At 43.7% G+C, this 26,030-nt stretch carries 26 protein-coding genes; 6 read left to right on the forward strand and 20 right to left on the reverse strand.

Annotation, left to right across the window (positions count from 1 at the left end):
- Positions 1–6: 6 nt before the first annotated feature.
- The 10 genes from NYE58_RS22170 to NYE58_RS22215 form a co-directional block, all read right to left on the reverse strand.
- Positions 7–1,044 (reverse strand): ROK family transcriptional regulator, encoded by a 1,038-nt coding sequence (locus NYE58_RS22170; RefSeq protein ID WP_076280110.1) that lies wholly within the window; start codon positions 1,042–1,044, stop codon positions 7–9.
- Positions 1,045–1,231: 187 nt separating this feature from the next.
- Complete coding sequence (locus tag NYE58_RS22175; RefSeq protein ID WP_143761973.1) at positions 1,232–1,720, reverse strand: GNAT family N-acetyltransferase; 489 nt, start codon at positions 1,718–1,720, stop codon at positions 1,232–1,234.
- Positions 1,721–1,749: 29 nt separating this feature from the next.
- Positions 1,750–2,952: a Gfo/Idh/MocA family protein gene (locus NYE58_RS22180; RefSeq protein ID WP_341003053.1), complete on the reverse strand. Its 1,203-nt coding sequence runs from the start codon at positions 2,950–2,952 to the stop codon at positions 1,750–1,752.
- On the reverse strand, positions 2,949–3,809 hold the full coding sequence (locus NYE58_RS22185) for a metallophosphoesterase family protein (protein ID WP_076217815.1): 861 nt from the start codon (positions 3,807–3,809) through the stop codon (positions 2,949–2,951). The genes NYE58_RS22180 and NYE58_RS22185 overlap by 4 nt, the downstream gene beginning before the upstream one ends.
- Positions 3,810–3,821: 12 nt before the next feature.
- The gene (locus NYE58_RS22190; protein ID WP_076277808.1) at positions 3,822–4,658 is read right to left on the reverse strand and encodes a carbohydrate ABC transporter permease; all 837 of its coding nucleotides are present in this window, start codon (positions 4,656–4,658) and stop codon (positions 3,822–3,824) included.
- Positions 4,659–4,742: 84 nt separating this feature from the next.
- On the reverse strand, positions 4,743–5,633 hold the full coding sequence (locus NYE58_RS22195; RefSeq protein ID WP_341003054.1) for a carbohydrate ABC transporter permease: 891 nt from the start codon (positions 5,631–5,633) through the stop codon (positions 4,743–4,745).
- Positions 5,634–5,737: 104 nt separating this feature from the next.
- A complete protein-coding gene (locus NYE58_RS22200; protein WP_076277789.1) occupies positions 5,738–7,114 on the reverse strand; it encodes an ABC transporter substrate-binding protein in 1,377 nt (458 codons plus the stop codon).
- Between the two features lie 32 nt (positions 7,115–7,146).
- The gene (locus tag NYE58_RS22205; RefSeq protein WP_340033241.1) at positions 7,147–8,034 is read right to left on the reverse strand and encodes a DUF6923 family protein; all 888 of its coding nucleotides are present in this window, start codon (positions 8,032–8,034) and stop codon (positions 7,147–7,149) included.
- A gap of 138 nt (positions 8,035–8,172) precedes the next feature.
- Positions 8,173–9,027 carry an AraC family transcriptional regulator gene (locus NYE58_RS22210; protein ID WP_076277791.1) on the reverse strand — a complete coding sequence of 285 codons (855 nt, stop codon included), beginning with the start codon at positions 9,025–9,027 and terminating at the stop codon, positions 8,173–8,175.
- A 184-nt stretch (positions 9,028–9,211) separates the two neighbouring features.
- Positions 9,212–11,323 (reverse strand): glycoside hydrolase family 52 protein, encoded by a 2,112-nt coding sequence (locus tag NYE58_RS22215; RefSeq protein WP_341003055.1) that lies wholly within the window; start codon positions 11,321–11,323, stop codon positions 9,212–9,214.
- A gap of 173 nt (positions 11,324–11,496) precedes the next feature.
- Here NYE58_RS22215 and NYE58_RS22220 point away from each other — a divergent pair, with 173 nt between their 5' ends.
- Entirely contained in the window at positions 11,497–12,411 is a 915-nt protein-coding gene (locus NYE58_RS22220; RefSeq protein ID WP_076217819.1) for a helix-turn-helix domain-containing protein, read from the forward strand.
- A gap of 78 nt (positions 12,412–12,489) precedes the next feature.
- Here NYE58_RS22220 and NYE58_RS22225 read toward each other — a convergent pair whose 3' ends face one another.
- From NYE58_RS22225 to NYE58_RS22245, 5 genes are all read right to left on the reverse strand, one after another.
- Positions 12,490–13,326, reverse strand: coding sequence for a carbohydrate ABC transporter permease (locus tag NYE58_RS22225; RefSeq protein WP_175619013.1), 837 nt, complete (start codon positions 13,324–13,326; stop codon positions 12,490–12,492).
- A gap of 1 nt (position 13,327) precedes the next feature.
- Entirely contained in the window at positions 13,328–14,266 is a 939-nt protein-coding gene (locus NYE58_RS22230) for a carbohydrate ABC transporter permease (RefSeq protein WP_076129834.1), read from the reverse strand.
- 83 nt (positions 14,267–14,349) lie between these two features.
- Entirely contained in the window at positions 14,350–15,699 is a 1,350-nt protein-coding gene (locus tag NYE58_RS22235) for an ABC transporter substrate-binding protein (RefSeq protein ID WP_076190970.1), read from the reverse strand.
- 203 nt (positions 15,700–15,902) lie between these two features.
- A complete protein-coding gene (locus NYE58_RS22240) occupies positions 15,903–17,684 on the reverse strand; it encodes a cache domain-containing sensor histidine kinase (RefSeq protein ID WP_341003057.1) in 1,782 nt (593 codons plus the stop codon).
- A 32-nt stretch (positions 17,685–17,716) separates the two neighbouring features.
- Complete coding sequence (locus tag NYE58_RS22245) at positions 17,717–19,318, reverse strand: response regulator (protein WP_341003058.1); 1,602 nt, start codon at positions 19,316–19,318, stop codon at positions 17,717–17,719.
- Between the two features lie 279 nt (positions 19,319–19,597).
- Between NYE58_RS22245 and NYE58_RS22250 the strand changes: the two genes are divergently transcribed.
- The 3 genes from NYE58_RS22250 (at position 19,598) to NYE58_RS22260 (ending at position 22,286) form a co-directional block, all read left to right on the forward strand.
- Positions 19,598–20,080 carry a MarR family transcriptional regulator gene (locus NYE58_RS22250; protein WP_076304451.1) on the forward strand — a complete coding sequence of 161 codons (483 nt, stop codon included), beginning with the start codon at positions 19,598–19,600 and terminating at the stop codon, positions 20,078–20,080.
- A 156-nt stretch (positions 20,081–20,236) separates the two neighbouring features.
- Positions 20,237–21,472: an MFS transporter gene (locus NYE58_RS22255; protein ID WP_341003059.1), complete on the forward strand. Its 1,236-nt coding sequence runs from the start codon at positions 20,237–20,239 to the stop codon at positions 21,470–21,472.
- Between the two features lie 61 nt (positions 21,473–21,533).
- Positions 21,534–22,286 carry a YdcF family protein gene (locus NYE58_RS22260; protein ID WP_076217824.1) on the forward strand — a complete coding sequence of 251 codons (753 nt, stop codon included), beginning with the start codon at positions 21,534–21,536 and terminating at the stop codon, positions 22,284–22,286.
- Here the strand turns inward: NYE58_RS22260 and ybaK are convergent.
- From ybaK to NYE58_RS22285, 5 genes are all read right to left on the reverse strand, one after another.
- Entirely contained in the window at positions 22,275–22,748 is a 474-nt protein-coding gene (ybaK, locus tag NYE58_RS22265; RefSeq protein ID WP_341003063.1) for a Cys-tRNA(Pro) deacylase, read from the reverse strand. The genes NYE58_RS22260 and ybaK overlap by 12 nt on opposite strands.
- A 100-nt stretch (positions 22,749–22,848) precedes the next feature.
- A complete protein-coding gene (locus NYE58_RS22270) occupies positions 22,849–23,100 on the reverse strand; it encodes a YolD-like family protein (protein ID WP_036688306.1) in 252 nt (83 codons plus the stop codon).
- An 85-nt stretch (positions 23,101–23,185) separates the two neighbouring features.
- Positions 23,186–24,004, reverse strand: coding sequence for an SPL family radical SAM protein (locus tag NYE58_RS22275; RefSeq protein WP_341003065.1), 819 nt, complete (start codon positions 24,002–24,004; stop codon positions 23,186–23,188).
- Positions 24,001–24,534 (reverse strand): methylated-DNA--[protein]-cysteine S-methyltransferase, encoded by a 534-nt coding sequence (locus tag NYE58_RS22280; protein WP_341003066.1) that lies wholly within the window; start codon positions 24,532–24,534, stop codon positions 24,001–24,003. Before NYE58_RS22280 ends, NYE58_RS22275 begins: the two co-directional genes overlap by 4 nt.
- A complete protein-coding gene (locus tag NYE58_RS22285) occupies positions 24,524–25,144 on the reverse strand; it encodes a bifunctional transcriptional activator/DNA repair enzyme AdaA (protein ID WP_076217828.1) in 621 nt (206 codons plus the stop codon). Before NYE58_RS22285 ends, NYE58_RS22280 begins: the two co-directional genes overlap by 11 nt.
- Positions 25,145–25,202: 58 nt before the next feature.
- Here NYE58_RS22285 and NYE58_RS22290 point away from each other — a divergent pair, with 58 nt between their 5' ends.
- On the forward strand, positions 25,203–25,334 hold the full coding sequence (locus NYE58_RS22290) for a hypothetical protein (RefSeq protein WP_256716016.1): 132 nt from the start codon (positions 25,203–25,205) through the stop codon (positions 25,332–25,334).
- A 23-nt stretch (positions 25,335–25,357) separates the two neighbouring features.
- Positions 25,358–25,900, forward strand: a complete 543-nt coding sequence (locus NYE58_RS22295) for a MerR family transcriptional regulator (RefSeq protein WP_280753091.1) — start codon at positions 25,358–25,360, stop codon at positions 25,898–25,900.
- Positions 25,901–26,030: the final 130 nt, after the last annotated feature.

The following is a 26,030-nucleotide window of genomic DNA, read 5'->3' on the forward strand; positions in this document are numbered from 1 at the left end:
ATCTCCTTAATTGTTCTCATCTATTTGTTGTGAAACTAATAAGCCTAATCCAAGACTTTGTAATCCATTCAGATAATCACGTTTCAAGTTACTTACCGCTAACGCTGGAAGATGCTCCTTCGGAACGTATGTTGCACTCCGTTCATAGATTTGATTAAGCATGGCTGGAGCTAATTCATCCTCACAAAAAATAATATAATGCGGATTCAAAATAGAAGTCATAGTAGCCACTAATCGACTAATCGCATCCACACTATGATTCGATTGCATATTTGATCCACCAGGATCTCCAGTTAATGCCTCTATGAAATTTTTATGATCATACTGTGGCAAAAATTGAACTTCTCCTGAAAAAAACGTCTTTCCTCGCACGATTTCACCATTGACCGCGATCCCAGCCCCCGGACCATTTTTCCCTAAATACAGATACATTAGAGATATATTCTCTTTCAAATTTCGTTGCGTCATATAGCCGATTACAGCGGCATTCATATCATTTTCCACGATTGTCGGAATAGATAGTTGATCTTCTATGTGTCTTTTCAAATCTAAATTCTGATATTTCTCATAACCCGGAATCAGAAAAATCTGCCCATGATTCACCGCACCTGGAACTCCAATAGCCACAGATTGGATTTTAGGATTGGCCTTTTTTTCATCTTCAATAAGCATGACCAGTTTACTAACATCTTCCTCAAGAATACTGGGCAAACTCCCTTCTTTGATTACCTCACCAATGCAATTATAGATGGTATAATTGGTTTCATTTTTTTCCAAAAAAACAGCCATCCCTAACCGATAATTCGGATTATAGGTGTATCTTATTGCCCTTCTTCCCCCACTTGACTCATCCAGACCGCTGACCGTTATTTCCCCTGCCTCTTCCATCTGCATTAGAAATTTACTTATCGTTGGGAAACTGTATTGCAATTTATGGCTTAACTCTGCCTTCGTTGCTTTTCCTAGTTCTAATAATGCTGTTCGAATACTTCGGATAATTTCAGATTTCATTTGCTGTGAAGGAAGTCGTTTCTCACTCGCCATGGCTCTCCCACTCTCTCACCTATAGTCATACTGACTTATTAAACGCGTTTAATAAGTCAGTATGACTATAGCAGCAATTAAACCTAACGACAAGTTAATTCTTGAATCAAGCTCCTTTAGTAGGTGCAAGAATGAAATAAGGAGGCGTATAGCCCCCCCTAATTCCTAGCATTTATCATTGTCAAAATCAAAGCCTTTGCAGGATTCGCTCCCACCTTCCAGGATGACTATCGTCTAAGTACACCGGCTGAAATCCTAATTTCAAATAAATACGGATGGCGGGCAATCTGAAATCATCGGTTTCTAAAGAGGCTGCCGCTCCACCTGATTCTCTTATTTTGTGCAAAACAGCAAGACTTACAGCATAACCGAGGCCTTTGCCAGAATATTCCGGAAGCACTCCAACCATATGCAAGTACCAGCTCTTAGGGTCTCCACTGCCTAATTCCCAGGCCGTAGCTGTCGCTACAGGCTGATTCCCGCGGCAAATGAACAACAAGCGATCCGAATACAAGGGTACATGAGCACTGATTTTATGAGTAAATTTAACTTCCCTTGTAAAAGAATGGCGGATAAGCTCTTCCCAGTTCCGTTCATCATCCGGCTCGAAATGACGAATTAGATACCCGGTAGGACAGAGAAAAGCAGGCAAGTCGGACAGTATATCTTTTTTCATTACAAGTTTGGAAAGGGCCTGATTCACCGTCAAATTTTCACCTTCGATCTAAAATCAGGAAAAGCTATAACTTTCCCACCCATCTCTACAGATTCCATAGATAATGTAAACACAGAACTCCAAGTAACGGCATCATATACGTCCACCGAAGGGGTCCGATCCTCCTGAATCGCGGAAATGAATTCCTCAAGCACCATAAAATCACCTCCGCCATGTTTCGTCCCAGCAGCGTATTCGCCCCATTTTTTCCATGTTGGATGATCATAAAGTGGCTGATAGCTGTTTAACGGCTCCCACAATTCCTCTCCATCCTCTATATTTTTGGGCGAAAGATTCCTGAACCAGATCAAATCTTCCTCTTGCTGATGGCGGCCCGTAATATACGCCCCTTCAGTTCCTTGCAGCAAATAATGAGTTTTATTATGAGGTCTAACGGAGGACCAGTCTACACGCAGTTCAATCAGTACACCCTTTTCCGTTTGAATGACCGCAACCGCGCTATCCCCTTGCCGCCAGAAACCTTCACGCGCTGCCGGATGATCTTTTCCATAATGCTCTCCAAAATAATATTGTAAGGATCTTGATTTAGAAACAAAAGTCGAGATGCTTTTTAATCGATCTCCATCAGGCTTATTGAGATTAATCCATTGGGCAACTGGACCTATAGAATGCGTCGGATAATTGATCCCGTTATACTGCTGATGTAACTGCCCCCGCCAAGTCAGAGATCCATCCGGATGATGAGTCAAGTGACGCAAATCATGGATATATCCGCCTTCCAGATAAGTAATTTCACCGAACATGCCTTGATCCGCCATATGTTTAATCGTCAGATTGGAGCGCGAGAAGCAGTAATTTTCAGACATCATATATTTAAGTCCAGTTTGTTCAACAGTTTCAATAAGCTCCCAAGCTTCCTCTAAAGATTGGATCGAAATCACTTCGCTTAGGACATGCTTACCCGCTTTTAAAGCATCCATAGATTGTCTGGCATGCAAATGCATGGGGCTTAAGATAAACACTGCATCTATCGCCGAATCTTTTAACATTTCATGATAATCCCGATAGGTTCGGATGTCCGGAAATTTCTCTTTCCATTGATTAAGAACCCACTCATTCAAGTCACAAGTGGCGGTCAGATGTATCCGATCCGATAGAGAGTATAGTGCATTCATAAAACTGGCCCCGCGATTCCCGCCTACGATGGCTAATCTTACTGGCTGGCGATTCATTGCTGGTCCACCTGCTTTCTGTCCCTTTGAAGTCGATTGATGATTAGTTCCTGATCTCCCGCCTCCCCTTCAGCCTGCGGATATTTTTCATAATCAAAAATGCTGAGGGTAAATAATGAAGACCATTTACTTAATTGCTCGCTCGCCAGACTCACCATCTCTAACCGGATCTCATCTTCAAGCACAGTGAGAATTCGAGCAGCAGGAATATCCAGAATGGAGGCCGTTTGAATGAAATGCCAGTTTTCTTGTCTAACGATGGAATGTACATGATTATGGCCGTTAAAATAAAAACCCACACCTTGCCACTGCTTCAATATTGGCCAAATATCCAAGCTGGGATCCAGTGACATCATCGGTTCGGTTGATCTAGCCGTCGTATTATACAAGGGATGATGGCCAAAAACGAATAGTGGCTTATCTGTAGTCCGCTTCATTTGTGCTTCGAGCCAGGCTAACTGTTCATCATCAAGCGTTCCGCTCCAATCGTCACGATTTTCCCGTGCGGTATCCAGCAATATAATGATCGCATGGGTCTCTTCAATCACACTGTATCGCTGCTGCCGGGTGACGGAAAGGATTTCTTGCTTAGGATAAGTGTACGTATCATGATTGCCAAGAACATGTAGAAAACGCCTGGAATGCTTGCTGTCCTTAATCTTACCCATGATATAATTAAATTCGCTAAATTCTCCTGCATGCACCATATCTCCCACAGAAATATGATAATCGGCTGGGATGGACAAAAATAGATTCATAAATTGCTCGTAAAAAGCATCTCGTGCCTCTTTAATCAAAACCTTGTTGTTTAACAATTCGTCCGGATAATGTAAGTCTCCGATAATCGCCAGCCTCATAAATGCCTCCTCCTAACCTTTAATGCCAGAGCTCATAAAACTACCTATCACTTGCCGTTGGAACAATAAAAATCCAATCATTAAGGGTGCCGAGACAATCAGCGTAGCCGCGCAGACATCAGACCACTGTGCGCCTGATTCCGTGGCTTTTGCGAACATGGCCAATCCTACAGTTAACAAGCGATTTTCCTCTGAATTGGTTACAATTAACGGCCACAAGAAATCATTCCAATGAAAGCTGACCGACACGATGGCAAAGGACACATAAATCGGGCGTGACAGTGGGACATAGATTCTGGAAAGAATATGCAGCCGCGAGGCGCCTTCCACCCGGGCAGCTTCATCGAGCTCATAGGGTAATTGCTTAAAGGATTGTCTTAAGAGAAACACTCCAAAGGAGGAGGCAAAGTAAGGCAGCATAATCCCCAGCTTGGTATCCAGCAGACCCATTTCGTTCAACACCTGATAGTTGGAAAAGATAAGAACATCCGGCGGCACCATAATTTGCACCAAAAACAACAGGAATAGCAGCTCTTTTCCAAAGAAACGTACCCGTGCGAACGCATAAGCAGCCAATGTCATCGTAACGAGTTGCACAGCTAGCACAACACCGCACACCAGCAATGTATTCATTAAAAATCGTCCAAAAGGCGCTCCATTCCAGACATGAATCAAATTCTCAAACGTAAAGCCCCAAGACCAGCCCGAATCGATAGCGACGTCTTTGGGTAAAAAAGCCGTTCTGACCACCCATAGGAAGGGAATGATCCAGACCGCGGCAAAAGTAAATCCAACCGCATGCCACAGTATCTGCTGGATTCGGCGCTTCGTTTTTTCTGAGTTCAACATACGCTCCTCTTCTAAAGCTTTACGTGTATTCTGCCTTAATACTAAGGGCAGCTTTAATGGATTATCCTCCACGGATTCCACCTCCTATTCATAATGAATTTTCCGATCCCAGCCAAAAAACTGCACAGAGGAAATCAGGAGCAGCAACACGATCATGACCACCGTCATCGATGCGGCCATTCCTTGATCGTAGAAATTAAAAGTGGACTCGTAGATATAATAAAGCAGCAGGTTGCTTGCATTGTTCGGGCCGCCTTTTGTCATAATCCAGAGATGGTCAACCAGCTTAAAGGAATTCGTTATCGCCACAACAGCCACGAACAATGTTGTTGGCATCGTGAGTGGAATTGTGATTCTACGAATGGAAGTGAACGTACTGACTCCGCTTACTGCAGCCGCTTCATATAAATCCTTAGGAATCTGCTGCATTCCTGCTAGATAAAAAATCATAAAATATCCGGCTTCTTTCCAAATCATCATGATGACTAATGCGCCCATCACCGTATCAGGTGTTCCCAGCAAATTCACAGGCTGATCTGCGATCCAAGAAGCCAGTCTGGCGAAAAGCCCAAAATGAGGGGTATACAGAAACAACCAAATGTTCGCCACCGCGATCATTGGGATCATATTCGGATAGAAAAAGGAAAGACGTGCCAGTCCCCGCCCTTTTATCGCCTTGTCGGCAAACAGTGCCATCAAGAAAGCCAAAACTATTGAGGTTGGTACTGTACCAAGGGCGAACCATATATTGTTACTGAACACCTTCAAAAAAACATGGTCATGCAATAGATTAGCGTAATTCTCAAATCCTACGAACAAAGGCTCAGGAGTTGCTAAGTTTTTCTCATAAAAGCTGAGCCAAAGGGATTTAAACATAGGGTAATAAGTAAACAAGCAAAGAAAGAGCAGCGAAGGCAACACAAGTCCCCAGCCGAATCCGTTTCGTCTAAGCCTCTCACTCCATCCGGCATTCATACCATTCAATCCTTCCCTGTTAAAGGTTTCTAAGATTATTGAATAATGGAATGACGCCAGAACATGCTACCAAGGCTGTCCTGGCGTACCCCATACCTTAATAATTACTTATTGAAGGGAGCTAGTGCCTGATCTGCTTCTGCTTGCGCTTTTTTGAGCGCACCTGCGGCATCAATCTCTCCTGCCAATGCCGCTTGAATCTGATTTGTTATTGCCGTCGATACTTTACCATGATTATGAGTGGATAATTCCCGGAACGCATATTCCAGCTGGTTTCTTGCAACCAATGCTTGCGGGAAATCCGCCGTATATTTCTTCATTGCATCTGTATCATATGCGGATTTTCTTACGCCAACATAACCGGATGAGCTGCTGAAGAGGGCCGCCTGTTCCGAAGCCGTCATGTATTTGGCGAATTCCCAAGCTGCAGCTTGTTTTTCAGGAGATGTGTCCTTGAAAATATACAGATTGCCGCCACCAGTGGGTGATCCAAATTGCTTTTGTGCAGGTGGGAACGCTACACCGAATTCGAATTTTGCATTATTTTTTACATTGGTCAAGTTGCCGCTTGTATGCATCATCATGGCTGTTTTACCTTGAATGAAATCTGTTGGAACCGTGGCCCAATCAATAACACCTTCCGGCATCGCCTTATATTTATGGGACAAATCCAACCAGAATTGCAATGCCTCCACATTCTCCGGTGTATCAAACATCGCTTTTTTGCCATCGGAAGACATTATGTTTTGCTTCGGATCAGAAGCATTTTGCCGAGCAAGCATTTGAAACATCCAATACGAATCATCATTGCCCGGAATTTCCAGCCCAACGTGACCGTCTTTGTTCAGCTTCTTAGCATAAGTTACAAGCTCATCCCATGTAGTGGGTGGTTTCTCTGGATCAAGTCCTGCGGCTTTGAACATTTCTTTGTTGTAATACATAACAATCGTGCTTCGCTGAAAGGGCAGGCTGTACGTTTTACTTTCAGACTGAGTATCCTCCACAAAGGCGGGATAAAAGTCTTCCATTTGAATGTCCTTGTCCTTCGCAATATAATCATCCAGCGGAACAATCGCATTCATATCGAGCATGCTGTATAGCTCTGTTGACATCATGACCGCGACATCCGGTGGCTGCTTAGCTTGTACACCCGCTTGGATTTTTACGGTATTATCACCGTAATTGCCTGTGTACACGGGATTAACTTTAATCTCTGGGTGCTGTTCCATGAATGCATTAGCCATCCCATCGATTACTTTAGTAAGAGGCCCCCCCACATTAACCGGATAATAAAAGGTAATCTCCACCGGTTTAGCGGCTGGAGTCTCTGTGGATTCAGGAGTTGCTACGATTGCTGTAGGCTGAGCGTTATTAGTTTTCGCTTTGGCTTCAACTGTACTATTATTTGCTTGGCCGCAGCCCGCTACTGCCAGCATAGAAACGGATAATAGCGTCAGAATGATTTTGGATTGCTTTAGCATTTCTGTTAGCCCCTTTTTCGCTTGGATTTGAATTAGAATGCATAATGGCGAAAGTTCACACTAATACGATTTGAGCCTACATCAAGAATATGAAGTTGGGCACCATCAGCGGTGGGCAATACAGCAATTCCCTGAGCTTCAGTACCACTAGGCAGATTGCGATCAAAGGCCACAGATACGTTTCCAGTCTCCGGATCAATCTGGTAAACCGTTTGGGTCGCGTTATCCGTAGAGGCATATAGAACCCCGTTGTACACTTCGGCACCTTGAATTCGATCAATGCTTTGGGAAAGTGGAACGGTTGTGATTACATGCATATCGTCGAGGCTAAGTACATTCAAGACGCTTGCATTACTCCACTGAGCTGTATAAACCTGACCGCGAGCGGCATCCACCGCTACCCATGGTACACCGCCAATATGCAAATTCAGCGGCAAAGCATAGGATGTGCCTGTATATTTCAAAGTGTTCACATCATAAAGGGCGATGTAAGGATGCTGATAGTTTTTGCCGTCTTCAATAGGAGCGTATATTTTACCGTTATAGTAGGAAATATCACCAATATGGTCTCCACCTTGGGAGGCAATCTCCAGTGGAATAGCCAATTCATTCCGTGCTTTTACGGATTTTCCATCAAGTCCAGTCCGTAAGAGCCCATACGAGGAATTAAAGATCCATGAATTCCCGTCTGTAGCCACCCCTTGTCCTCTTTCAAGAGCATCTAGTACCCAAAAGGTTTGCTTGGATACTTCATGCCATCCAGCAGTGATCATAGAAGCTGAAGTTGACTCTGCGCTGGACTCTACCTCGGTGTTTACTAGGTTATCCGGTCCGACAGGTGTGGCAGATGCTACTAAAGATAAAGAACTGGTCGTAAGTACCCCCGCGCAAATCAGACTGAATAATCTTTTTAATCTCATGTTTTCTCTCCTCCTAATAAGGTTGTAGTTCGGCATTTGTACGCCTTACTTCAACCTTATTATAGGAGCTGGCTGCAGCTCTCTAATTGAACAAAACACTTCATTCCTTGAATAAAACTCTCATTTACAAGAATAAAATTAATAAACCATATGATTAGGCTTGGAGGCGCTTTGATTCGCATACAGCTTTGGGGTTAGGCCGGTTTCTCGTTTGAACAATCTAGTAAAATGTCCTTGATCGGCGAAACCCACCTGAGACGCAATTTCCTTCAACCCAATTTTCCCGGAACGAATAAGAAATTTAGAACGTTCGATTCGCAGCCGGATTAAATAGTTATGGGGGGTATACCCTGTCTGTTGTTTAAAAATCCGAATAAAATGTGATTGGCTCATATTAGCCATGGTTGCGAGATCAGTCAGTTGAATCTCATCTTCCAGCCGCTCACGCATAAATTGAATGACCTGAAATATCTCTTGGTTGGCGGGCGTTTTACTGTTTGAGTGCTGGGGGATCACAGAAGAATAGTGTTGTAACAAATGAATAATTAACATATTCGATAAAGAGTCGCTGTATATTTTCCCTTTGGCACCGCCATTCTGCAATTCCTCCAGCATCCAAAGCCCTAATTGCAGCAGCTTGGAATCCTTGACATGAAATTTGCGGTCCAATTGGATATGTCCTTCCTTCAGATAACCTGATTCACGAGCAATCTCTTCGATGACCGCTGGTGTAATTTCAATTTTCAAAAAATAGAGCGAGGTTCTGCCCCAAGGACAAAGAAGGCTCTCATTACAAGGGGTAATATGAATGGTGTAATAGTTTTCGTAGTAGGCTGTGCAGTGAATCCCAATTAAATATTTTGACTCCGGGGATGGGGTGAAAGCTTGCTGCGGGCTATACCATTGTGAAACCTGAAGCTTATCCCAACCAAAAGTATCGCTTGCAAGAACAGGCTGGGTAGTGGTAAAGGACGATTCTTCCATTTCTCTCATATTTCATCCCCCTTTTCCCCTCAATATAACAAGCCTATATACGCTCCGCGTCAATGAGCTGTAAAAGCTATATTAATTTCCTCTCAGCTTCGAAAGGTGTATACTTCGAAACAGCAAAAAAGAGGGGTAGCCCCCTCTTAGTATTTTTGCATATTCCGTTTCTACTTATTGAAACTATCTACTCTTATTTCTCATCCAACCACAAAATCGCTGTAACGCCACGCGGATAATATTTACTGCCCGTGATCTCACCGGAAATAATCTGATCGCTCCAGCTCCAGATGGAAAGCTCCGGATGGGTGAGCCAAGCTACGTGAGCACGATCCGCTGCCGCTCCCCGTTCCTCCCATTCCAGTCCCAGAATGCTGCGGGCGATGAATTGGGAGAGATAGATTTTACTGAGCCAGCTATTATTGCTGGTTGAAGAGATTTTCCAGCCTCCGTCTTCGAATAAGCATACTCCCGGCTGTAACACCGCATGCAGATGCTTGTCGAGTGCGCCAATATAGGCGGCGAACCGTCCATTACGATCAAGAGCTTCTTTGCAGCCTGTAAAGTAAGGGAACACAAGGCCTTCGATAGCCGGAATGATCTTGGAGTCATTGCCTTCTCCAATGACAGCCGGAATATACCCGTCTGCTGTAACACTTGCCACCATTGTTGCGGCGCATTTTTCAGCCTGATCCCCTGCTGTTTTGGACTGTTCCGCACGCCCATGCTCTGCAAATATTTTCTCCATAGCCAAGTAAGCAGCCCAGCATTTTCCTGCCAGATAAATATTGTTACGAGCCTGACCTAAAGACACATCCAGACTATCATACGTAGTAATTTCGGCTCCGCCCATCGTACGTGAGCTATCAAGCCCCATGACACCATTTCTTTGTTCAGGATCTGGATGATCGCGATTTACCATGCTATCCAGGCATTTCTCCATAATACTGAGATTACGTTCCATCCAGCCGCGGTCGCCTGTATGCTCTACATAAGTTGCTGCACTCAGCACCCAGTTAACCAATTGTTCATGTGTCATATGTGAGAAACAACCATCAATGCCATAGACCTCATAAGCAGAATATCCCGGACGTGAAACTACGTTGGCTACACCCATATCATGTGTGAAGCTAATTCCACCTGGATACTCTGTATCATCACCCGGGAAACGCACCGTATCTTCGTAGCTGAATCTTTCCACGAACATATCTAGTTCATTACGTACAGTCCAAGAATTCAAACGCAGCTCATAAAATAACTGATCGACGGTAAGATCAAAGGTATTCATCATCCGGTATTCGCCTTCGTTGACGATCCAAAATGGCTTATTCTTGTAGTCCAGCAATTGCGTGGAGCCATAATAACTACGAATCGCATGCGCTAACATAAAGGTTTGATCTGCGGATAGGTCATCATGAGTAAATCTATCGTTAGCTTGCTCCGCTTCTTGCTTAAGGATATCAAATCTAGCTAATGCATATTCAGCCACTGCCTCTATATTGTTGAAATAATGATTGTAGTAATAAGAAGCATCAATTCCTGAGGTGACATAACCTGAACGGTGAAAACAAATAGCAAAGCGGTAAGTTTCTTTTACTCCGGCTGGAACATCCATGATCAAAGCGCCGACTCGTCCCAGTCCAAAGGTCCAATTCTCCTGCAGCTCCTCCGTTAGAATATCCTCCATCGTGAAATGCAGTGCGGACTTTGCAGTTCCTTTTTCCGCAGCAATCGCAATAAATCTTCCTTGGCCAACGCCTGTAATCTCCGATGATACATCATCCAGTCTTCTCATTCCGCTATACACATCTGTTCCCTGAAAACCAAAGAATGCACGGCGCGAGGTGGCGGATGAGGAGTTGTCCACTTCGAGTTCAACCAGCACTGCAGGCAGCAGCACATCCTTCATTTCTTCTATAGAGGCAGTTTCTGGATCCGGTACAGAACGAACGGGGGACAGAATCCGGAAGGTCAAATCACCCGCACTCCAGCTGTCTGTGGCTACATGAAAATCTCTGGAAATCTCATTCTCTTGAAAAGGGAACAGAATATTCTCCTTATCAGGATTAGGATCCGGATTCTCAATATCATAACGTTTGCTTTCGTCCTCCCCCCCGATTTCATGAAATGGCAGTGTATCATATCCCTTCCCGTCAGCACGTTCTAATCCTATGAATATATTTTGTCTAGGTGGTTTTCCAATCTCCAGATCGAAACCTCCACTAGCTCCTTTGAATCCTAAAGTGAAACTCGCAAATGCACCAATCGGTGAATGATGGGCATTAAAAAATTGATTATGCGCCATAAATAATAACACTCCTTCCAGCATGGTCCCGGATACCTCCGGGCTATATCTCCATGTTATCGATCTTTCCGGAAGTACAACAGGGTTAAAGCCTTCTTTTATTTGGGCAAATCAAACATCGATAAAAACCTATGTTATAATGAAGCCAAACTTTACAGTAAAAGAGGATTGAAATGATCTCGAATGATCCCGCTTTTCATAATTCTATTGATGGCCAGATGTCTCCAGACATCCAAGCGGCTTTCCATATCTTCGCCGCGCATTGGAGAAAAGTAAATCCGGATTGGCAATATCCCGTACACACTCATCCTATGTTTGAGATTAACGTTGTACTGCAGGGTGAGCAACATATGACGGTCGGCAATAAATCTTTTATCCAGCAAAGCGGTGATATTTTGTTCATTCGTCCCGGTGTAGAACATAGCAGCCTCGGTTCGAATGCTAGTCGTGACATGACTTATTACTGCCTACATTTTGATATTGATGATTTGATTTTACGGCGAGCTTTATTAACAGCAGACGCTGTTAGTCTAAGTGGGAATACCCCGGAGCTGCGAGCCATTCGTTCCGCTCTAGATGTCATCATAAATTCTTCCATCCTGTCAGAGTCAAAGGACACACACAGAAATCGCCTGATTACATTGCATGCTTCGCTGCAACTTCTAACCGCGCTCAGCGGCTGGGTACTTTCGGAGATGCCCCTCCTGGCAGATACAGAAGCTACGGAAAATACCGTCGCCTTAGCTAACGCCATCGAAGGATTGCTGCAAGAATCTGTCTCCTCTGCTGCAAGCACAGGCGAAAGAGGCGGCGGTATTGAGCACATTGCGGCAAAACTCGGATACAGTACAACTCACTGCAATCGTGTTTTCCACCAAATTTATGGCATGTCGCCAAGACAATATTTATCCCGCTTGATCATTCGTCACGCCAAACTGCTGCTAATGGATAATAGTCTATCTGTCGAATCGGTCGCCCACCGGCTAGGATACCGGGATGTGTCCCATTTCAGCAAGCAATTCAAACGCTGGACAGGTCTCCCGCCAATGGGCTACCGCCGTTTAACCGCGAATCCAAATACGCTTTAGTGATTGTTACGCATACAAAAAAAAGGGATGTACCCCGCAGCCCACTAAGTGGTTACAGGATATATCCCTTTTTATGAATTAACCCTTCGTTGCACCAGACGCAATCCCCTTAACAAAATACTTCTGCAAGGCGATAAACACAATCAGCACAGGCACAACCGACATTGCTGTTCCTGCAAAAATCATATCCCAACGTGAGGAGAATTCTCCGATATAACGGTAAATTTCCACGACCATAGTTTTAGCCTGTCCTGAAGGCAATACCAGCATCGGCATCAGGAAATCATTCCAGATTCCAAGTCCGTTTAAGACCACCATACTGGCTGTGACGGGTCCTAGCAGCGGGAAAACAATTTTCCAGAATATCGCATAACGAGAACATCCGTCGATCTCTGCCGCTTCTTCAATTTCTCTAGGAATGCCTTTGACAAAGCTTGTATACAGCAGGCACCCAAAGCCCACCGCACCGGCTACATAAATTAGAATTGGACCGGCAAGGCTGCCGTATAACCCCAGCATTCTAAGCTCTTTAAACAGAGGAATCATATACGCCTGAAAAGGGATCATCATTCCTGCTAAAAAGTAAACGAACATGAACCGGGTCCATCTGGCATTTCTGCGTTCAATTGCGTAGCCCGCCATCGGAATAATCAAGACCTGTGCCGCAATAGAAAATGCTGTCAAAATCAGACTATTCAGAATAGCCCGTGGAAACTCTGTTTCGGTTAACAGATATTTAAAGCTGTCCAGATAAAGGGTTTTCGGAAAAGCAATGGCATCCTTCATAATCTCTGCATTACTCTTGAAGGCTGACATCAAATTAAAGAAAATAGGAAAGAAAAAGATAATAGCCACTAATAATGTAACAATGAAAAGTGCGATTTGCCCAACTCTTTTGCGTGTCTGCATCGTCATCTTAGAGCTGCACCTCCCGCTTCTGGAGAACCTTCACTTGGAAGACTGTAATGATAAGTATGATTAAGAACAAGACCATCGCCAGCGCAGTACCAAAACCTTGTCTTAATTCACCAAACCCAACCTTATAAATAATATAAGTTAATGTCTCCGTCTCAAAGCCCGGACCACCATCCGTCATGACGGCAATCTGATCAAAAATCTTCAAGGCACTGATCATCGATAATACCATACATACAGTCATTGACCCCGCAAGCAGCGGAAAGGTAATATGCCGGAACTGTTGCCAGCCCCCTGCTCCATCAATACTAGCCGCCTCATTCAATTCCTGCGGAATACCTTGCAATCCAGCGAGATAAATGATCATATAATACCCCGCGCCTTTCCAAACGGTAGACAAAATAATCGACAGCATCGCATATTTAGGGTTGCCCAACCAATCCACAATCCAGGTTCCAAGCCCAACAGACTCCAGAATCTGATTAAATACACCAAAGTTGTAATTCAGGATCATCGCCCAGACGAAACCCATTACGATCCCACTAAGCAACGTAGGGAAATAAAATACACTTCTGAATAAATTCCGGAACCAGCGTACCTTATCGACCATCATAGCCATTGCAATTGCTGCAATATTCTCTAGAACAACAAGTGAAATGGTCATGATCATCGTATTTTTCAGTGCGTTATGCACCCTTGGACTATTCCAAATTTCCACAAAGTTAGCGAAGCCGATATACCTTACGTTGTCGCTAATGCCATCCCATGAGGTGAAGCTTAAATAGACACTGCCTACCGTAGGGACGATAACGAACAAGGTGTACAAAATAAATGATGGTAATATAAACAACAGAGCGTAGGACTGCCATTTTTTCTTTTTCTTTTTGTGCTGCACAGTGCCTATCAATGACTTGTCAGCATTTACTGCGGATGTAGCCATGGCTACTCTCCCTCCCTTAAAGACCGCGCTTGTTAAAAAGAGAACCTCTGCAGCAGCAGAGGTTGCTCGATCAGGCGCTGCTCTTACATCTGATTAGCTTTCACTTGGTTGTCATACTCTGTATCCGCATCTTTCATGTACTTCGCTACATCTCCATCTTTTACCACGAGATCCTGCAACAGCTTGTAGTACCAGTTACGGAATTGTGGAGGGATTAGATTGTCTCCCCACCAGTTATTGATCGCCAACGATTTCACTACATTCGGGTCAGCAATAAGATCCAAAGCCACCTGCATTTGTTCACTTGTGTCATAGGTTACTTTCTCTTTTGTTGAAGGAATCGCATTTATCGTTGCTAAATAGTTCGAATACTGTTCTGGGGCGAAGAAGAAACGGATAAAGTCTTTGATGGCTTCTGTTTTGTCTGCATCCTTAGCGGCTTCAGCCGATAAAGACCAGCCTGCTGGTGACGGAAGACCAATGACATTGATTTTCCCTTCACGGTCAGGAAGAGCATAGAAGCCAAATTCAAAGTTCGGGTCTGCTTCAGCGATTTGTGTAAACATCCACGTACCGGAGTACAATTGTGCTGCTTTGCCAGAAACAAGAATCGAAGCGGTCTGATTGTCGCCCGTGCTGAGCCAACCTTTATCGACATAATTCTTGAACAATTCTTTGAAGTCCGTTATGCCCTGAACTACATTAGCATCAGTGAAGCTGACCGTTTTAGCGGTACGTTTGGAGTTCCAATCTGCATCTTTCGAGTAGACCTCATCAATCAGGAATTTGTTAACCCAGAAGCCCATATGGAAAATATCTTTTCCGCCTACTACAATCGGAGTAATGCCCGATGTTTTCAATTTTTCTTGGATGGCGATGAATTCGTCATAGGTTTTTGGAAGCTCGGTGATCCCTGCATCCGCATATGCTTTTTTGCTGTAGATAATCCCTTGGGGAGCGTTCACTTGCAGCGGTGCGTTCCACACCTTACCATCCACTTGTGGAGGGGCTTCGAACAAATCTAGCAGATCGGAAGGCAGCTCTACAATCTTACCCGCATCGGCAAAAACTTCTGTATCCCGCATTTCCACCAGGTCCGGGAATTCACCCACAGCATCCTTGGTTTTCAGCCAGTCAAGATAGGCAGCGGATGAAGTTTCGCTCAAATCTTTAATAGTGACATTCGGATTAGCTGCAGTAAACTTTTTGACCGTATCTGAGATAGCTTTTTTGGTGGCCGGATCTCCGGAGGCGTAACCTATCGTAAAGCTAACCTCTTTTTTGGTCTCTTGCGGTGTATTTGAAGGCGTCTCGGATGCTGGCGTATTAGTTGCCTTACTTCCTGCATTATTATTATTTCCACCGCAAGCAGTCAAAACTGTTGTTGTGGCAAGTAACAATACGGATAGTTTCATCATTGTTTTTTTGTACATATCATAATAGCCTCCCCTTTTAGTGAACCGTGGAAACTGAAGCAAGATGTGCGCATCATCTCTCGAAAGCGTTTCCGTTGCTAATAGAATAGCATTCCTTATAAATAGTTAGAATGAACTTTTTTAAGCGGGATATGCGGTGAATTTAAGAATAAGTAAAAAAAAGAACGAAAGACCGCAGTCTTCCGTTCATCGTCTATCCTTTACGCATTCTCCGAATCCGAGATTTTATACGGATCCTCTACAATCGGAAGCAACAATAGAATTGATGTCCCAATATGCTCCCGGCTGCTGATAGATACCCCGTATTCTGCACCGTACACTGTACGAATTCGTTCATGTACATTTTTTAGTCCAACATTTTTGCTAGGCGAACTAGGCTCTTCCAAGGTTTCAGCCAACTGCTGTACCTTTTCCTTGCTCATACCGATTCCATCATCATAGATCGTAACCAACAGCATTTCATCTTTCTTTTCGATCGTCAATCCAACTGTCCCTCTGCCTTGACTGCGCAAGCCATGCTGGATAGCATTTTCAACTATCGGCTGAAGTGACAATTTCAGAATGTACCAGTTCAGATCCACTTCGGGTGAGAGATCGACTACAAGCTCAAACTTATTCTCATACCGCACAGAGATAATATAGAAATAATCCCGTAGATGCTCCAGCTCCTGTCGTATGCTTACCCTATCCTCTCCATAGTCGATTACATATTTCAACTGGTTAGAGAGTGATAAAATCATATCTGCGACCTCATCATTATCTTTATCCACCGCATTCATTCGAATGACTTCCAGGGTGTTGTATAAATAATGCGGACGAATCTGACTCTTCAGAGCATTTAACTCCGTTTGCTTCTGCTTGATCTGGGCAACGTAAGCTTCATCGATATAGGCTTGTAAACGCTCGACCATTCGGTTAAAACCATGGCTAAGTCTACCCATTTCATCATTGCTGTTCACGACCATCTGGGTATCCAAATTACCGGATTCTACGATAGCCATTTGCTTAATTAAGTTCCGAATCGGAGCAGCCAGCCGCCTAGAGAACCAGACGCCCATGATGATCATTGCAATCGCACAAATAAACATCGCTATAAACACCGTCGTACGTGCTGAAAAAAGCTGATCGAATAAATTCGCTCGATGAATTCTGGCAGTCACCGTGCCTTTAAGAAAAGGAATCTCTTCACTGAGAACGATCATCTCCTCGTCCTTTTTAGCCCGAAAAGCCTCTCCATTCGCCGACCTTGTCTCATTCGTGAAATATACATTTCCGTCGCCATCCAGCAGGAATAATTCATCTTGTCTCCCCAGATTTAATTCTCTGAAGAACTGATTAAATAACGAAACATCCACATCCATAAACAAGGTCCCTACTATCTTGGGATCTTTGGTGACACGCCCGGAAATATCAATTAAAGTACGGCCGATGGTGAACACACTGCGCTTTGAACCTGTATAATATTCTTCGGAATGGGTAGGGAAAATTGCCACTTGTGAAGGATTTGGAGCCATTTTAGTTAACCACTCTTGATAAGGCAGCAAATCAAAATTGACCCCTCTGTTTTCTTTTTCCTGATAGTAGAGCTTATCGTCTGACTCCCTATGAAAATAAACACTGGTGATGTAGGAATCACTGTAGAGAACTGTTTTTAGAAAGGTTTCAATAGGAATCGTATTGATCTGCTCCAGCTCATTTACATTATAGGTTTGATTCTGAGAATAACTCTCGATAAAACCTTCATATCGTCCCGTATACATCAGCTTAGAGACCTCATTGTACTGATTAAAAGCTGAATTCAGGTTATAGCTCATATATAGCACCATTTGCTGCAAATTGCTTGTTGTGTAACGCTCGACATATCCGGAAAACGTCTGCACAGAAATGTAGCTAAGTGCAAAAAGCGGAATTAGGCCGACTAATAAAAAGGAAGCGGAGAATTTAACAAATATACTTTTGGATCTTCGGCCCCAGATAAACATGAATGAAGGCATCCCCTTTGCTATCCATCTGACTATTGGCTTTTGAAGGATTGCTTATATTCTTGTGGCAGCTTGCCATATTTCTTCTTAAACATATCGCTAAAATGCCGGGCATTGTTGTAGCCTACACTATCAGCAATCTCATAAACCATCATATCGCTTTGCAGCAATAAACGAAGGGCATGATTCATCCTCACCTCAGTGACATAATTCTTAAAGTTCTGTCCGGTATGTTTTTTGAAAAAGCTGCTGAAATAATAGGAATTCATAAACATCATCCCTGCCATAGATTCCAGTGTAATATTTTCTGGATAATGCTCCTCAATATAAGCCTTCACCTGGGATAGCTGTTTCAGTTCCTTACTGCCCATGCGACTGCCAATTTGCCCGGACATTTTGCTCAAAAGCACACGGAAATCTTCCTCCACCTCTTGGAAGGTAGAATAATTAGCCAAACGTTCAAGAATCGGATTTGTATCCTGAAGTGATGGACCTGCCTCCACACCGAATTGAATAAGCTCCTGTTCAAGCTGCAAGAATGTATTGTATACGGTAGAAACGGCTTGGTTTCTATTCCCGCCTGCCGTCTGCCGGATCGTCTGAAATAATCGCAGGCACTCTTGCTCAATTTGTTCTTTGTGTTGTAATTTCATGGCAATCCCAAGGGCGGACTGGATTTCATGCAGCGGAGCTTGAATCAATGATTCACTCTCATACCTGCTCTCTTTAACAGGAATCACACGATTAGGCCCTGTAAAATATTTATAATTTAGCGCTTTCAAAGCTTGGCGATAAGATTCATCAGCATCATCCATACCGTCAACAGGATTGCCTACCCCAAGGGTCACCTTTAATTTCAGAAAACTTGTAATTTTGTCATGGAGGTCTAAGGCAATTCTCGCTGGTTCCTCAGCATGCTCATGCTGGAGCAGAATACAAAAACGTTCCCCTTTGCGGAACATATAGCTATTATCGCTTTGCTCCACGGTTTCTTTAATAATGTTAGACAGAGCAAAATCAATTAGCTTACGTTCGCGTTCTTCCCATCTGGAAGGCTGCCCCGACGACTCGTCCATCTCTACCAAACAAATACTGACGTAGCGACTTAACGCAATAATTCCCATATCAAGCAAGGTGTCTGCTGTTCCCTTATTGCCGTCCGTCAGCTTGTCGAGCAATTCTTCGATCGTTAATCTGCGGTTTCTCTGTTCATAATGGTTCAGCTTCTCTTTGTTGCGCTCGCCTTCTGTTTCTTGACGAATAAGGGAAACGGCTTTGCTCACAACCTGTTCCAGCTGATTTTTGTTCACGGGCTTCACCAAATAATCCAGCGCACCATATTGCAGTGCTTGACGGGCATACGTAAACTCCTGATAAGCGCTTATAAAAATAACCTTCACCGCTCTGCCAGCTTCATGAATTTCGCGGATGATATCAATCCCTGTATATCCTGGCATGCTTATATCACTAATAATCAGATCAGGATCACAATCCTCGATCTGTTGTTTCAGCTCAATTCCATCACTGGCCTCTCCAACAATGGTGAGTCCAAGCTTCTCCCATGAAATCAGTTTTTTTAGGCCTCGCAAAATCACCGGTTCATCATCTGCGAGCAGTACCCGAATACTCTTCATTATGCAGTCCTCCTACCTTAGAGAAATCATCCCACAGCTGTCCAATCCTCTTAATCTTATGATAACAGACAAACAATCTTTGGTGCAGCTTCAAGCGGATGAACTTTCTTAAGAAGAAACCGCAGTTTCTTAAGAATATTATATCTACGCTTGTTACTACTCACCTGTTATTTTTATCTAAAGTTCAATGAAACAAACTATCCTCAACTTTAATATTGTTGAAATAGAAACAAAAAATCAATATAATTTGTTAATGTAAGAGCGCTGGGAGGACAGGCCATGAACAAAGAAGATCAGGTCATGATGGGTTTCAGGGACGTATATAACAAGATGGTTTGGCTTAATAAGGATAAGATGGAAGACAGTCTTAAGGGTTATAAACCTTCTGAAGTGCATTGCATCGAATACATTGAAAAAAATGCAGATTCCAACGTCACAAAACTTGCAGAGTCCTTTTATATGACTCGCGGTGCCATAAGTAAATTAACTAAGAAGCTCATCCAAAAGGGCCTCATCGAAAGCTACCAAAAATCGGATAACAAAAAAGAAATCTATTTTAAGCTTACTGAGCAAGGGAAAGTAATTTATAAAATCCATGAGGACCTGCACAAAGAGTTCCAAGAGCGGGATAAAGCCGTATTTGAGCAGGTAACTGAGGAGCAATTTGACAGTATGCTTAGCTTCGTAGAAAAGTATAGTAGGCATTTGGATGCAGAAATAAAGAAACAGGGTATAGATTTTAATCCGAATAAATTCGAATAATGAAAATGAAACTCCATGCAGCCGGGCTCTTATGAGAAAGGCTGCATTTTTATGGTCATGATTTTGTTGACACAGAAACAAAATAGTGATAAAAATGGTGATGTGCCAGATTTGTTTCCAAGGAATCAAAACATCAACTTTTGAGGAGAGAATTTAATGCTCAAATTCAGATCACATAATGAACAGAACACAGAGCAAACCGTAGATAAACACGCTCTAATCTTCGGTTTGATCTCTGTGTTTCTGTGCGGAATAGGCTTCAGTATCATCATGCCCGTTGTCCCATTTTTAGTGCAGCCTTATATAAGCAATCCGGGAGAACAGGCTATAGTTGTCACGCTGCTGACGTCTGTTTATGCAGTCTGCGTTTTTTTTGCAGCCCCTGCACTTGGAGCTTTGAGTGACAAATACGGGCGTCGTCCATTACTTTTGGTATGCCTTTTGGGTTCCGCGATTGGATACTTAGTTTTTGGGATAGGAGGAGCGTTATGGGTACTTTTTGTTGGACGTATAATAGAAGGTATAACTGGCGGAAGCATAGGTACTATCTTCGCCTATTTTGCTGACATCATTCCTCCAGAACAGAGAACCAAATACTTTGGCTGGGTGAGTGCGGTTGTAGGAGTAGGCACCGTCATTGGTCCAACGCTAGGCGGTTTACTTGCCAAGTTTGGTTATTCTGTACCTATGTATTTCGGAGCAATAATAACCTTATTAAATGTTGTTTACGGATTCTTTTTTATGCCTGAGAGCCTTGACAAGAACAATAGACTAAAAGAAATTACCTTGGTAAGACTGAATCCATTTACACAGCTTGCAAGCATATTGTCCATAAAAAACTTAAAAAGGCTACTGGTCTCAGCATTCTTACTTTGGATACCCAACGGATCTTTACAGGCTGTTTTTTCACAATTCACAATGGATACTTTCAGCTGGAAGCCTGCACTAATCGGACTGATGTTTTCAATTATGGGCTTCCAAGACATCATTTCACAGGGTTTCATCATGCCTAAGCTTTTGCTGAAATTTAGGGATAAACAGATCGCAATTCTTGGAATGGTTTCAGAGATTATAGGCTACAGTCTTATTGCACTATCTGCTTTGTTCTCATACTATCCGCTTTTTATCGCTGGAATGTTTATATTTGGTTTTGGGGATTCGATCTTTGGGCCTTCATTCAATGGGATGCTTTCCAAGTCTGTCGATTCTAGTGAACAAGGGAGGATTCAAGGCGGTAGCCAATCTATTCAGGCTTTAGCAAGAATGATCGGGCCTGTCATTGGAGGTCAAATATATGTATCACTTGGCCATGCTGCACCCGCTTTTATGGGGATGATCCTGATAGCTGCGGCAATATCCGTTTTGTATAAGGATACGCATGTAAATATGTAATCTTGCAATATCATGTTACAATACAACCTGAACTTATATTTTTAGAAGGCGGTTGATACTGTTGATTTACATCATCAAATTTGTATACAGCTTTGTGCTTCCCCCCGGCCTGTTTATCGTGCTTCTGCTAGGTTTAGTCATTTGGTTATGGAAAAAAAACCGCCGGCCAGCACTAGTTCTACTCGGGGTTACACTATTAATGTATTTCTCCATGACACCCTTAATCAGCGATGCGCTGATCGGCAGTCTAGAACGGAAATATCCGCAGCCGGAAACTTTGCAAGGAGATGTCATCGTCGTACTCGGCGGGGGCGCCAGCTCTGGCACACCGGATATAGACGGCGAGGGCAATTTATACGGATCAGCGGCAAATCGCCTGCTTACTGCTGTTCGCCTCCATCGGCAGACTGGTCTGCCAATCTTATTTTCTGGCGGACAAGTATTCTCCGACAGTGGTAATGAAGCGGATATCGCGCAAAGACAACTACTGGGTCTCGGCATACCCGAAGAGGACATCCTGATCGAAAATCAATCCCTCAACACGGAGCAAAACGCTGTAAATACCGCAGCCATCCTGCAACAAACCGGACTTATAAAACCTATACTAGTTACTTCAGGTTTTCATATGTCCCGAGCGATGTTGCACTTTAAGAATGCAGGGCTAACAGCGCAAGCCTATCCTACGGATTATATCGCCAGCGCTGATATTGCACTGCAGCCCGCCAAGTTCAGTCCATCCCCGGGAGCGATCTCCACAACAGGGTTAGCATTGAAGGAATATTTAGGCCAGCTTGCTGCTCGGCTATTTGATTAGTTCTGTAAATTTCGCATGTACAACCTCAGCGAGTATTTGTGGGGCTACATCCATTTGCTGGCCAATCTTCCCAGCGCTGACAGCCATTGTTTCCAGCCCTTCTGCGCTGCTCTCAATGAACGTGGGGTACAGCTTTTTCATTCCAACAGGTGAACAACCACCGCGGATATACCCTGTCCATTTCTGCAGATCCTTCACTGGCAGCATCTCAATTTTTTTCTCTCCGGCGGCTTTGGCCGCCTTTTTGAGATCCAGCTCTTCGGCAACTGGAATAACAAATACATAAAGATTTGCACCGCTATGAGCGACCAACGTTTTAAAAACCGTCTCTGCCGCTTTTCCAATCTTCTCAGCCACAGCCGTGCCATGGATTAGTCCATCTTCATTGTCATAGGCGAACACTTCATAGCCGATTTTTTTGGCATCCAGCATTCGCATCGCGTTGGTTTTGGTTACTTGCATTGTTGACCTCCCTTTCTATATCCTCTATTCCTTACCTTTATGATCAAAGAGGCCCCAAAGCTATGATAGCTTTCAGGACCTCCTGTTGCTGCCGTGCCCATTAATCTCTGGGATAATTAACCTGCATGATATCCATAAAAGGAACTTTTATGATTTCTTCATGGTTACTGAGGTGTACTTTCCCGGTTCGCGAATCCATTTCCACGATCATGCCGCGTACCTCTTCTTCTTTTCCCCATACGGTCAATAAAATCTCAGAACCTTCTTGCTTAGCTTCAACTAACTGATTACCTAACTCCTCAAGCACAAATTCATCTCTTGTGGGCCGCTTGGCCACCTTTGCTTTTGCCACACTAATCCTCCAATAAGCTATTACGGATATTAAGTATATTAAATACTAAGTATGAATGCTCTCATTTATTATACCATGTTTCAGATTAAGGCTCGAACCCCTTCTGGCTCAAGAATAGCTCCTCTTCGGAAAAAACTTGCTGAAGTCCTTCATACACTCTGCGATATGCTGCAGGATCATACCAATCTTCCAGTTGCAGCTCTTCATATAGGGAATAAATCCCTAATCTCCGTGTGCGTTTGCCGCCGCTGCCGTCGCCCATAAAATAGTCATCCACACAGACTCTATCCACCAAAACCCTTAAGGTTGCTGGAAAAGTTGGACTGCTTGGCAGTACTGGCGCTATAGTAGCTTGAATGGGGATGCCAGCTTCACGTAGAAGCTGTAACGTCTTCAGTCTTGCAGCAATGGAAGGGGCGCTTGGTGTGAATTTTTGGCGAATATCTTCTCGGTCTGTTTCTACAGTTATACTTACACGAACCTTATCCTCTAAACGTAATAATAAATCTATATCTCTGCGAACCAGCGGACTACGCGTCTGCACGAATAGGAAATCGGGCGGATCTTGAACCATAACCTCCAGTAAAGATCTCGTCACCTCTTCCTTATGCTCTACCGGTTGATAGGGATCTGTGCTTGACGACATAAAAATAGAGACGGGACCTTTCGCCTTCGCTTTGTGCAGTTCTTTTTGTAAAATTGCAGCCGCTTCTTGTTTAACATCTACCCACGTCCCCCACTCCTCTTTGCGGAACAGCGAGACAGGCATCTGACGTACATAACAATAGGAACAGCCATAAGTGCAGCCCGTATATGGATTTAAGGAATGACTGTAGCCTGACAGATAACCTGTTCCTTTATTCAGCAAGGTTTTTGGGGAGGTGTAATTGGACTCTATTTTCATATATCTGCTGTATACTCTCCTCTCTCCAACTGAAGTAGCTTGGTCTTCATATCCAAACCACCCCGGTATCCTGTTAATGTCCCATTCTTACCAATAACCCGGTGGCAGGGCACCGTAATCAGAATCGGATTCGCGCCAATGGCAGTCCCTACCGCGCGCACCGCAGCTGGTCTTTGAATATGTGTGGCAATATCCGAATAGGACCAGGTTTGTCCATATGGAATTTCACATAACGCCTTCCACACCGCAAGCTGAAAAGGAGTTCCCTGATAATCAAAAGGAATGCCGAAGCTCTGCCGGTTCCCTTGCAAATATTCACTAAGCTCCCTCACATAAGGCGCCATCTTCTCATCGTCCTGCACCAGTTCACTCCCCGGAAAACGACGTCTAACCCATTCGCTTAATTCCTCAAAGGGTTCCTGCTGCGAGCCCACATAACTTAAACCCTTCTCTGTGGCTGCAATATAAAAACTCCAGTCCTTATCGGTTAATAATGTCCAGTATAGAATAGCATTTGTTTTATTCTCCATGATTCGGTCCCTCCAAATTAAAATCAGAAGCCAACGTTACTTTCTGTTTGTTAAGCTGACGAAACTGTGTGGGCGTATACCCTGTTTTTTTCTTATATAAAGTAATAAAATACGATGTATTGGGCAGACCCACGCGCAATGCAATCTCAGCAACTGCCTGCTCTGTAGTAAGCAAATACTCAGATGCCTTAGCGATTCTCTTTTGCTGTATATAATCCACGGGAGTGATTCCTGTTACTTTCTTAAAGGTTCGATGTAAATGATAAGGACTGCCATGACATACCTCAGCTAACGTTTCAAGGGTGAGGGGGGCCATATAATTATGATCAATGTACTCCGTCATCACAGCTACCCATTCCTTATCAGGAAGACGCTCACCTGTCGGTTTACATCTTTTGCAAGGACGAAATCCGGCTGCCAGCGCTTGTTCAGCATTCTGAAAAACACACGCATTCTCCCGATTGGGTGCTTTGGATTTGCAGGAGGGTCGACAAAAAATTCCTGTAGTCTTCACCGCATAAAAAAATATGTCGTTATAAGCAACATCGTTTTGCAAAATAGCCTGCCATTGCTCCTCAGTCATTTGTTCCTCATCTTCAATCCTGTTCATCGCCTTCACCTCTAATGCAATTATACCCCTGAGCAGGCTCATCTGTACTCAATTTGGAATGGAAAAGCAAGATAGTGAAATCCAAAAGGGTGAGATTGCTCGTAATTACACTTTGTTTAGCGAATACGCACTACCTTTGTCAACCGTGCAGGGAGCCGCTGCTGGACAACGAATATTACTCATAACATGACTACGTGAACTGGAGGAATCGAAATGGATATTCTAAAAACAAAAGATGCCGCAGAGCTGCTGTCAGTTAGTCTAACCACAATTAAACGTTGGGCTGCCATGTTCCCTGATTTTTTTCCAAAAGACCGATTTGGCCATTATGTGTTCTCGGAGCAGCAAATCGACCTGCTCAATCATATTAAAGACCGTATTAATCACGGAGAGGCCTTGGAATGTATACAACTCACACTCACGAATGAGCAGCAAATTTCCACATCACAACAGGAAAACCCACTACAGCACACAGATGCTGAGCCTATGAAGGATATCTTGTCTCGCATCAACAATGTTGAACGTGCACTCGATCAAAAAGCCGATGAAGTAGTATTGATCCAACTGCTCCAGCAGCGTGAGGAGCTTGAGGACCTACGAATAATGATCAAGCAAATCGCGGCATCCATAGAACCGTTGCAAGTGTCTAACGGCAAACCGCTCACCTCTTATGAAAATTCCCAGTCCACTGCCTCTACCAGGCTAACGGCTCCGCCAAGAAAACGCGGCCTGTTACGTTCTTTATTTTTCTTTTAAGCCTGAAATGTAAAAAAAGAACCTACTTCAGACAATCGCGAAGTAGATTCATATAAGTAAAACATATTTAGGATCTCCCCCTGTCACCCTAAACGGTGGCGGGGGTTTGCTTTTTCCAAACAAAAAGCTC

Source organism: Paenibacillus sp. FSL L8-0708 (genome assembly GCF_038009325.1).
GTDB classification, from domain to species: domain Bacteria; phylum Bacillota; class Bacilli; order Paenibacillales; family Paenibacillaceae; genus Paenibacillus_AQ; species Paenibacillus_AQ odorifer.

Coding starts and splice junctions, on each gene's coding strand:
- NYE58_RS22170 (WP_076280110.1), bottom strand. CDS start 1,044: ATGGCGAGTGAGAAACGACTTCCTTCACAGCAAATGAAATCTGAAATT.
- NYE58_RS22175 (WP_143761973.1), bottom strand. CDS start 1,720: ATGAAAAAAGATATACTGTCCGACTTGCCTGCTTTTCTCTGTCCTACC.
- NYE58_RS22180 (WP_341003053.1), bottom strand. CDS start 2,952: ATGAATCGCCAGCCAGTAAGATTAGCCATCGTAGGCGGGAATCGCGGG.
- NYE58_RS22185 (WP_076217815.1), bottom strand. CDS start 3,809: ATGAGGCTGGCGATTATCGGAGACTTACATTATCCGGACGAATTGTTA.
- NYE58_RS22190 (WP_076277808.1), bottom strand. CDS start 4,658: ATGTTGAACTCAGAAAAAACGAAGCGCCGAATCCAGCAGATACTGTGG.
- NYE58_RS22195 (WP_341003054.1), bottom strand. CDS start 5,633: ATGAATGCCGGATGGAGTGAGAGGCTTAGACGAAACGGATTCGGCTGG.
- NYE58_RS22200 (WP_076277789.1), bottom strand. CDS start 7,114: ATGCTAAAGCAATCCAAAATCATTCTGACGCTATTATCCGTTTCTATG.
- NYE58_RS22205 (WP_340033241.1), bottom strand. CDS start 8,034: ATGAGATTAAAAAGATTATTCAGTCTGATTTGCGCGGGGGTACTTACG.
- NYE58_RS22210 (WP_076277791.1), bottom strand. CDS start 9,027: ATGAGAGAAATGGAAGAATCGTCCTTTACCACTACCCAGCCTGTTCTT.
- NYE58_RS22215 (WP_341003055.1), bottom strand. CDS start 11,323: ATGGCGCATAATCAATTTTTTAATGCCCATCATTCACCGATTGGTGCA.
- NYE58_RS22220 (WP_076217819.1), top strand. CDS start 11,497: ATGATCTCGAATGATCCCGCTTTTCATAATTCTATTGATGGCCAGATG.
- NYE58_RS22225 (WP_175619013.1), bottom strand. CDS start 13,326: ATGACGATGCAGACACGCAAAAGAGTTGGGCAAATCGCACTTTTCATT.
- NYE58_RS22230 (WP_076129834.1), bottom strand. CDS start 14,266: ATGGCTACATCCGCAGTAAATGCTGACAAGTCATTGATAGGCACTGTG.
- NYE58_RS22235 (WP_076190970.1), bottom strand. CDS start 15,699: ATGTACAAAAAAACAATGATGAAACTATCCGTATTGTTACTTGCCACA.
- NYE58_RS22240 (WP_341003057.1), bottom strand. CDS start 17,684: ATGTTTATCTGGGGCCGAAGATCCAAAAGTATATTTGTTAAATTCTCC.
- NYE58_RS22245 (WP_341003058.1), bottom strand. CDS start 19,318: ATGAAGAGTATTCGGGTACTGCTCGCAGATGATGAACCGGTGATTTTG.
- NYE58_RS22250 (WP_076304451.1), top strand. CDS start 19,598: ATGAACAAAGAAGATCAGGTCATGATGGGTTTCAGGGACGTATATAAC.
- NYE58_RS22255 (WP_341003059.1), top strand. CDS start 20,237: ATGCTCAAATTCAGATCACATAATGAACAGAACACAGAGCAAACCGTA.
- ybaK (WP_341003063.1), bottom strand. CDS start 22,748: ATGCAAGTAACCAAAACCAACGCGATGCGAATGCTGGATGCCAAAAAA.
- NYE58_RS22275 (WP_341003065.1), bottom strand. CDS start 24,004: ATGAAAATAGAGTCCAATTACACCTCCCCAAAAACCTTGCTGAATAAA.
- NYE58_RS22280 (WP_341003066.1), bottom strand. CDS start 24,534: ATGGAGAATAAAACAAATGCTATTCTATACTGGACATTATTAACCGAT.
- NYE58_RS22285 (WP_076217828.1), bottom strand. CDS start 25,144: ATGAACAGGATTGAAGATGAGGAACAAATGACTGAGGAGCAATGGCAG.
- NYE58_RS22290 (WP_256716016.1), top strand. CDS start 25,203: ATGGAAAAGCAAGATAGTGAAATCCAAAAGGGTGAGATTGCTCGTAAT.
- NYE58_RS22295 (WP_280753091.1), top strand. CDS start 25,358: ATGGATATTCTAAAAACAAAAGATGCCGCAGAGCTGCTGTCAGTTAGT.